The organism is Lutibacter sp. (genome assembly GCF_041596795.1).
Taxonomy (GTDB): domain Bacteria; phylum Bacteroidota; class Bacteroidia; order Flavobacteriales; family Flavobacteriaceae; genus Lutibacter.
Map to the genome: position 1 here is coordinate 1 of NZ_JBFHHX010000166.1, position 6,139 is coordinate 6,139.

6 protein-coding genes are annotated in these 6,139 nt (G+C 27.4%); all 6 read right to left on the bottom strand.

The features are described 5' to 3' along the window. Positions 1-111: 111 nt before the first annotated feature. Entirely contained in the window at positions 112-552 is a 441-nt protein-coding gene (locus tag ABY298_RS14170) for a carotene hydroxylase (RefSeq protein ID WP_372746713.1), read from the bottom strand. Continuing rightward, on the bottom strand, positions 549-1,046 hold the full coding sequence (locus ABY298_RS14175) for a hypothetical protein (RefSeq protein WP_372746714.1): 498 nt from the start codon (positions 1,044-1,046) through the stop codon (positions 549-551). Before ABY298_RS14175 ends, ABY298_RS14170 begins: the two co-directional genes overlap by 4 nt. Before the next feature lie 6 nt (positions 1,047-1,052). Further along, the gene (locus tag ABY298_RS14180) at positions 1,053-1,892 is read right to left on the bottom strand and encodes a phytoene/squalene synthase family protein (RefSeq protein WP_372746715.1); all 840 of its coding nucleotides are present in this window, start codon (positions 1,890-1,892) and stop codon (positions 1,053-1,055) included. 41 nt (positions 1,893-1,933) lie between these two features. Continuing rightward, positions 1,934-3,394, bottom strand: a complete 1,461-nt coding sequence (locus ABY298_RS14185) for a phytoene desaturase family protein (protein WP_372746716.1) — start codon at positions 3,392-3,394, stop codon at positions 1,934-1,936. 56 nt (positions 3,395-3,450) lie between these two features. Beyond that, entirely contained in the window at positions 3,451-4,353 is a 903-nt protein-coding gene (locus ABY298_RS14190; RefSeq protein WP_372746717.1) for a MerR family transcriptional regulator, read from the bottom strand. A 103-nt stretch (positions 4,354-4,456) separates the two neighbouring features. Further along, positions 4,457-6,139 (bottom strand): carbamoyl-phosphate synthase large subunit (gene carB, locus ABY298_RS14195; RefSeq protein ID WP_372746718.1); only part of this gene is annotated, 1,683 nt, incomplete at its 5' end.

Below are 6,139 nucleotides of genomic sequence, written 5' to 3' on the forward strand. Positions count from 1 at the left end.
AAATGGATAAAAAAACAGCTTTCCACCATTTTATAAAGCGCATTTTCTTTTCAAAACTGTAAATAAATGGAATACTAAATGATGCTATATTTAAAATTAAATACAGGCTCATTACAAGTTAAAATATTTAAAGGGTACAAACAACATTCCAAAACATTCTCCATCCTCTTTTCCTAAATGTTTGTGATGCACTTTGTGTGCTTTACGTAATCCAATTAAGTATTTATTATTGGTTTTATTAAACCATTTAAAACGCCTATGAATTAAAACATCATGTACTAAAAAATAGGCTATTCCGTAAAACAAAATTCCTAAACCAATAAAGAATAAATAATTTAGCCCACCTTGAAGTCCAAAATAAAATAATACAATACTAGGAATGGCAAAAATTACAAAAAACACATCATTCCGTTCAAACCAATTTTTATATTGAGGTTGATGATGATCTTCATGAAAATACCACATAAAACCGTGCATTACAAACTTATGCGTTAACCAGGTAACACATTCCATTAATACAAAAGTTATAAGTGTAACTAATAAAAATATCATATTTTTTGAATTACTTTGTTTATTTCAGTTATTTGATTTTCCGTAATCCCTTTCACCAACAACATTTTATGTAACATTGTATGTTTAAACTTTAAAGGTAATGAACAATTAATAATATTGTTAATTATAAAATTATAATCTTGTTCAATATTTTTATGATATCCTAAAAATTTTGGAATTTCACTTTGAAACAAAAACCGTATATAACGCATTTCAACATTTATATAATTAGTAGCTATTGTACTATCTAATAATTCTGAACCGTTTTTAAAATAGCTCCATTTATTAAATGGGAAAAATGCAAATTTTGCCTTCAATAATAACATTGCTGCTTTATATGCTTTTGCTTCTTTTATATTACTTTTTTCTAATATTAATATATAATTATCTGCTTCTTTAATAGTTGTAACATTTAAAAAATTATTTCTAACATCCTCTATTTCAAAAGAAAATACTGAAATTGTACTACATAGAAAAAACAGTAAAACCTTCATAAATTATTATAACATATTTAATTTAAACACCAAAAACGATCGTGCTAACAAACTTAATTTCATTGGATTAGAAACCCTAATTCTGGTTGTTAATATTTTTTCTGAAGGTGTGCTTTTTAATTTTGACAATAATCTTTTATAATAAATATACGCTGTGTACACACCAAACTTAGCTTCAATTGGTAATAATTTTATGCCTTTATACGCTTCGGCAAAATCTTCTTCAATTTCATTTATAATTACTTGTTTTTCTTCAAAATTTAAAGATTTTAAATTGACTCCTGGAAAATAAGAACGATTTAAAATTTCATAATCATCTTTTAAATCTCTTAAAAAATTTACTTTTTGAAAAGCAGAACCTAATTTCATAGCAGGTTCTTTTAAACTTTCATATTTTTCGTTATCGCCATTTACAAAAACTTTTAAACACATTAATCCTACAACATCTGCAGAACCATAAATATAATTATTGTATTCATCTTGAGTTTTATATTCGGTTTTATTCAAATCAAGTTTCATACTTGTTAAAAAAGCTTGCACCAATTCATCGGTAATATTGTATTTTTTTACAGTAAGCTGAAAACAATTTAATATTGGATTTAAACTAATGCCAGCCTCTAAAGCCGAATAATAATCTGCTTCAAACTGATTAATTAACTTGTTTTTGTCATAACCGTGAAAAGAATCAACTATTTCATCAGCAAACCTCACAAAAGCATAAATACTATAAATACCTTCTCTTATTTTTGGCGATAGCATTTTTACCGCCAAAGAAAAAGAAGTACTATACTTTTTAGTGACAATTTTGCTACACATAAAAGATGTATTATCAAATAATTGTTTCATAATCAATATTTTTAGTTAGTAGTTAAATATAATATATTTTTTTAAATAGCATTTTTCACAACCATTTCAGCAACAATTTTTCCTGAAATTATTGATGGCGGAACACCTGGACCTGGAACCGTTAATTGACCTGTAAAAAACAAATTTTTAACTTTTTTACTGATAATTTTTGGACGTAAAAAAGCTGTTTGCGTTAATGTATTAGCTAAACCGTATGCATTTCCTTTATACGAATTATAATCTGTTATAAAATCGTTTACACAATACGATCTTTTAAATAAAATATTTTTAGAAACTTTTTGATTGGTTAATTTTTCTAATCGTTCTATTATTATATTAAAATAAAGCTCCCTAATTTTTGGAGTATCTTCAATTCCTGGAGCAATTGGAATTAAAAAAGTAGCCGCTTCATTATTAATAGGGGCAAAACTATTATCGGTTATACTAGGGAAACTTGCATAAAAAAGCGGCTCTTTTGGCCATTTTGGCGTATCATAAATATCTATCGCATGCACATCAAAATCGGTATCAAAAAATAACGTATGATGTGTAACATTTTTTAATTTTTTATTAAATCCTACATAAAATAATAAAGATGATGGTGCAAATGTTTTTTTACTCCAATAGTTTTCAGAGTACATTCTATATTTTTCATCTAGCAACGTTTCTGAATGGTGATAATCTGCACCGCTCACAATAATATCAGCAGCTAAAAACTCACCATTAACCAATACACCAGTAGCTTTTCCGTTTTCAACTTCAATTTTTTCTACATTCTGATTGGTTTTAATAGTAACTCCTAATTCGGTTGCTAACGAAACAAATGCTTTTACAACTTCAAACATTCCTCCTTCTGGATGCCATGTTCCTAAGCCAAAATCGGCATAGTTCATAAAACTGTAAAAACTTGGTGTATTTGATGGTTTTGCACCTAAAAACAATACTGGAAATTCTAATATTTGAATTAACTTTTTGCTTTTAATATTAGCTCTAACTTCTGCACTAATACTTTTAAAAAACTGATTTACATTTTTAATGGTATCAAAAGTGATTAATTCTGTAATTGAATTTCCTGGCTTGTAAACCATATTATTTACAGCAATTTCATAATTGAATTTTGCCGCTTTTAAAAACTTTTTTAAATAATTAGAACTTCCTTTTTCTTCATTTTCAAAAAGTTCATAAATTTCCTTAAGATTATCTGAAATAGTTAAAGATTCAAGTGTATCAAAATAAACTTGATAAGCTGGTGCTAATTTTTTTAAATCGTAATAATCTGATGGTTTTTTATCAAAATCATTAAAAAATTTCTCAAATACATCTGGCATCCAATACCAAGTTGGACCAATGTCAAATTTAAATCCATCGTGTTCTAAAACACGCGCTCTTCCTCCTACACTTGCATTTTTTTCAAGTATAGTAACATTAAATCCCTTTTGAGCTAAGTAACACGAAGCTGAAAGTGATGAAAATCCCGACCCTATTATAATTATGTTTTTCATATTTTGTTTAACAAATATACGAAAAGATTAGACAAAACAAAATTTTTCAAAAAAATTTAATCATTATTTAACAGTGTTTCCATTGATGGAAACAGTTTTACCTGATTAGGTATTTGATAATTTTCTGAAATTTGATTTAATTTATATCCTGTAACCCACAATTCACTATTAGAATTTTTAAGCACATTTGTATATACTTCATCTAAATACAATTCAATAGAAGTTTTACTAGGTTCAACGGTTAAATTTGTAACAAAGCAACAGTCTTGATAAATACTTTGAAGATCGTTTAAATTTTCTACAGGCACACTTTGCCCTAAATATATAGAATGCTTTCCTTGAAATAATAATTCGAAATGAAGAAATAACAATCCTAATTCATGAATTTCATTTAACGGTAAATATAAAATATACTTTTTTGAAGAATTATTTGAATTAATTAATTGAAGTTTTTCAATATTAAAATATAACTTTTGCTTAATTAAATTGGCTATAAAATGTTCGTGTGCTGGAGTTATAGAGTTTACCATCCATAAAACTCCTATTTCATTTAAAAATGGTAAAAATATTTTTGTGAAAATAGTTCTAAAAGAACTGTGCGATAATAAACTATTATAGGTTTGATTAAATAGCGGTTCGTCAAAATTTAACATTGCTAATTTAAACGAGTTTAAGGCACTGCTTTCAAAACCTTCTTTAAACACAATTTCCTTTACCTTAATTTCCATTTTAGTTTTAGAAAGATCAGCAATTTTAGAAATTTTTAAACCACTGTTATATAGTAAAGTAACATTTAATAATTTTTTTAAATTATCTATATTATAATATCTAATATTAGATTCAGTTCTATTAGGTTCAAACAAATTATACCGCTTTTCCCAAATTCTTATAGTATGCGCCTTAATACCAGAAAAATTTTCTAAGTCCTTAATTGTAAACTCGGTTTTAATATTGTTCAAAGCTTTTATATTTTAATTAAACAAATATATGTTTTATTTCTAACAATAAAAAAAGGAGTTCAAAATTTGAACTCCTTTTTTATAATTTATATTTAATCTTAAACTATTTATTCAGGTACATTTTTCTACGAGAATATAGCTCATAAAACTGATCATCCTTTAAGCTATCAATAAACAAGATACTTTCTCCTGTTGATTTCATTTCAGGACCTAGTTTTTTATCAACATTTGGAAATTTATTAAAAGAAAAAACAGGTTGCTTAATTGCAAAACCTTCTAATTTAGGATTAAATGCAAAGTCTTTCACTTTATTTACACCCAACATTACTTTAGTTGCATAATTTACATAAGGTTCTTGATATGCTTTGGCTATAAAAGGAACAGTACGTGACGCTCTAGGATTTGCTTCGATAATATAAACCACATCATCTTTTATTGCAAATTGAATATTAATTAACCCAACTGTTTTTAAAGCTAATGCAATTTTTTTGGTATGATCTTTAATTTGCTGCATTACAAACTCACCTAAATTAAATGGCGGCAATGTTGCATTTGAATCACCCGAATGCACTCCGCAAGGCTCAATATGTTCCATTATACCAATAATATATACATCTTCTCCATCACAAATTGCATCAGCTTCAGCTTCAATTGCACCATCTAAATAATGGTCTAAAAGCAACATATTATTAGGTATTGTTCTTAATAAGGCAACAACGTGTGTTTCTAGCTCTTCTTTATTAATCACAATTTTCATTCCTTGTCCTCCTAACACATATGATGGACGTACTAAAATTGGAAAATCTAAATTATCTGCAATTGCAGCGGCCTCATCTGCAGTTGTTGCTGTACCATATTTTGGAAAAGGAATATCTAAATCAACCAATAATTCAGAGAATCGTTTTCTATCTTCAGCTAAATCTAATGCTTCAAAACTAGTTCCAATAATTTTAACACCCCATTTATCTAATTTTTCAGCTAATTTTAAAGCAGTTTGTCCACCTAATTGAACAATAACTCCTTCTGGTTTTTCGTGATGAATAATATCATAAATATGTTCCCAAAAAACTGGTTCAAAATATAATTTATCAGCAGTATCAAAATCGGTTGAAACAGTTTCAGGATTACAGTTAATCATAATAGTTTCATAACCAGCTTCTCTAGCTGCTAAAACGCCGTGCACACAACAATAATCAAACTCAATTCCTTGTCCAATTCTATTTGGTCCAGAACCTAAAACAACTATTTTCTTTTTATCTGTTACAATACTTTCGTTATCTGAATACGAACCTTTTTCGGCAGTAATCATCTTGTTTTCAAAAGTAGAATAATAGTATGGTGTTTGTGCGCTAAACTCAGCTGCACATGTATCAACTAATTTATAAACTCTGTTTATATTTAACTCTTGTCTTTTAGCGTATACTTCGCTTTCAAAACAATCTAACATATGTGCAATTTGTCTATCTGCAAAACCTTTTTGTTTTGCTTCTAACAATAAATCATAGGTTAACGTTTCTAATTTATTAGTTGAAATTTCACGTTCTAAAACTAATAATTGCTCATATTGCTTTAAAAACCACATATCAATTTTTGTGATTTCGTGAATTCTACTTAAAGGAATTCCAATTGAAATTGCATCGTAAATTACAAAAACACGATCCCAACTTGGGTTGGTTAATTTTTCAATAATTACATCGTAATTGGTTTCACCCTTTCCATCTGCACCTAATCCATTTCGTTTAATTTCAAGAGATTGCGTTGCTTTGTGTAAAGCTTCTTGAAAACA

Coding starts and splice junctions, on each gene's coding strand:
- ABY298_RS14170 (WP_372746713.1), bottom strand. CDS start 552: ATGATATTTTTATTAGTTACACTTATAACTTTTGTATTAATGGAATGT.
- ABY298_RS14175 (WP_372746714.1), bottom strand. CDS start 1,046: ATGAAGGTTTTACTGTTTTTTCTATGTAGTACAATTTCAGTATTTTCT.
- ABY298_RS14180 (WP_372746715.1), bottom strand. CDS start 1,892: ATGAAACAATTATTTGATAATACATCTTTTATGTGTAGCAAAATTGTC.
- ABY298_RS14185 (WP_372746716.1), bottom strand. CDS start 3,394: ATGAAAAACATAATTATAATAGGGTCGGGATTTTCATCACTTTCAGCT.